We start from the raw sequence: 2,043 nt of genomic DNA, 5'->3' as shown, positions 1-2,043 counted from the left end.
CCGTCCGCCCAAGCTCGCCGACCCGCGCCGCCGGCTGCGGCTCGGCACGCTGCTCGCGCTGGCCCTCTTCGCCACCATCGGGGTACGGCTGGTCTTCCTGCAGACCGTCGACACCCCGGCGTACGCCGACGGCGGCGTCGGCGACCGGCTGGCCCGGGTCGACCTGCCCGCGCCCCGCGGTGCCATCTACGACCGGACCGGCGCTCCGCTGGCACACAGCGTCGAGGCGCGGTACATCTTCGCCGACCCGACCCTGGTCAAGGACCGGATCGCCACCGCGAAGCTGCTCTCCCCGCTGCTCGGCGTGCCCTGGTCCGACCTGGCCGAGAAGATGCGGCAGCGCACCCTGCCCGGCGGGGGCCAGTCGCGGTTCCAGTACCTGGCCCGGGGCGTCGAGATCGAGAAGGCCAAGCAGATCATGGCGCTGGACCTCGCCGGCATCGGCGTGCACCGGGACGAGCGGCGCGAGGTGCCCGGCGGTGACCTGGCGGCCAACCTGATCGGCTTCACCAGCCAGGACATGATCGGCCTGGAGGGCCTGGAGGCCAAGTACGACGACCTGCTCCAGGGGCAGGCCGGCAAGAAGGTGTACGAGGTGGGGCAGGGCGACCTGGCCGCACCCATCCCGGGCGGGTACAGCCAGACCACCCCGCCGAAGCCGGGCAGCTCGCTGGAGCTGACCATCGACCGGGACCTGCAGTTCCAGGTGCAGCGGATCCTCAGCGCGCAGATGGCGCAGACCCGCGGCAGCGTCGGCGCCGCCGTGGTGCTCGACGTCGCCACCGGCGAGGTGCTGGCCCAGGCCAGCCAGCCCACGTACGACGCGGCGGACCCGGGCGACAGCGAGCCGACCGACCGGGAGGACGCGGCGACCAGCTTCGTGGTCGACCCCGGCTCGATCCACAAGGCGATCACCTACGGCGCGGCGCTCCAGGAAGGCGTCATCACGCCGCAGACGACGATGCCGATCCCCAACACGATCCGCAGGGGCGACACCGTCTTCCGGGACACCCATCCGGCCAACGGGCAGAAGATGAGTATTCCCGGGATGCTGGCCTTCTCGTCCAACGTCGGCACCATCGAGATCGCCGACAAGCTGGGCAAGGAACGGCTGATCGACTACCAGAAGCGGTTCGGGCTCGGCCAGCCCACCGGCGAGGGGATGCCGGGGGAGGCCTCCGGGCGGCTGCTCCCCGCGGACCAGTGGAGCGATTCGTCGTACGGGTCGGTGCCGATCGGGCACAGCGTCGACGCCACGCCGCTGCAGATGGCCGCCGCGTACGCCGCCATCGCCAACGACGGGACGTACGTCCAGCCGCACCTGATCAAGGACGTGATCGGGCCGGACGGCAAGCGGACGCCGGGCCCGACGCCGAAGACGCGCTCGGTGCTCAGCCCGGCCAACGCCGTCGCGCTGCGCACCATGCTCGAGGCGGTCACCACGGTCGACGAGGGCCCGTACGAGCGGGCCACCGGCCTGGCCGCCGCCATCCCGGGCTATCGGGTCGCCGGCAAGACCGGCACCGGCCTGCGCTACGCCGACGGCAAGCAGCAACCCGGCGAGGTGGGCTCGTTCATCGGCATGGCCCCGGCGGAGAAGCCGAAGTACGTGGTGGCGGTCTTCGTGTGGAGCCCCGGCGGCGAGGGCGGCGCGGTGGCCGCGCCAGCCTTCCGGGAGATGATGGGCTTCACTCTCCGTCACTACCGGGTGCCGCCCTCGGCGACCAGCCGGTCCCCCAAGTTCGAGGTCTTTCCGCGCTGAGCGGGGAGGGCGGGACATCATCGGTGAGTGGCGACGAACCACCGGGGCGGCTGTGCGGTCGGAACCGGACGACCGGGTAGGGTCTGACGCCGTGTCCGGCAATCCACGCCCTCGTACCGTGAATCCCGTCCGGCTCGGCGACCTCGCCGCCCGGGTGGGTGTCGCACCCCCGGCCGGCGCCGCCGAGGTCGCCGTCACCGGGGTGACGCACGCCAGCCAGGAGGTCCACCCCGGCGACCTGTACGCGGCGCTGCCCGGCGCCCGCCGGCACGGTGCGGAGT

The 2,043-nt window shown here is 72.8% G+C and carries 1 protein-coding gene and 1 pseudogene; both read left to right on the top strand.

The window, feature by feature from the left end; all coding sequences use genetic code 11:
- Positions 1-1,762 (top strand): peptidoglycan D,D-transpeptidase FtsI family protein (locus DKL51_RS15235; RefSeq protein WP_260428504.1); only part of this gene is annotated, 1,762 nt, incomplete at its 5' end.
- A gap of 52 nt (positions 1,763-1,814) precedes the next feature.
- Positions 1,815-2,043: pseudogene (locus DKL51_RS36405) on the top strand (UDP-N-acetylmuramoyl-L-alanyl-D-glutamate--2,6-diaminopimelate ligase); the annotation flags it as partial.

It is taken from the genome of Micromonospora globispora (assembly GCF_003857015.1).
Lineage (GTDB): Bacteria > Actinomycetota > Actinomycetes > Mycobacteriales > Micromonosporaceae > Micromonospora > Micromonospora globispora.
Note: the sequence above shows the minus strand (reverse complement) of the source record. Positions and strands in the feature narration are given on the sequence as shown.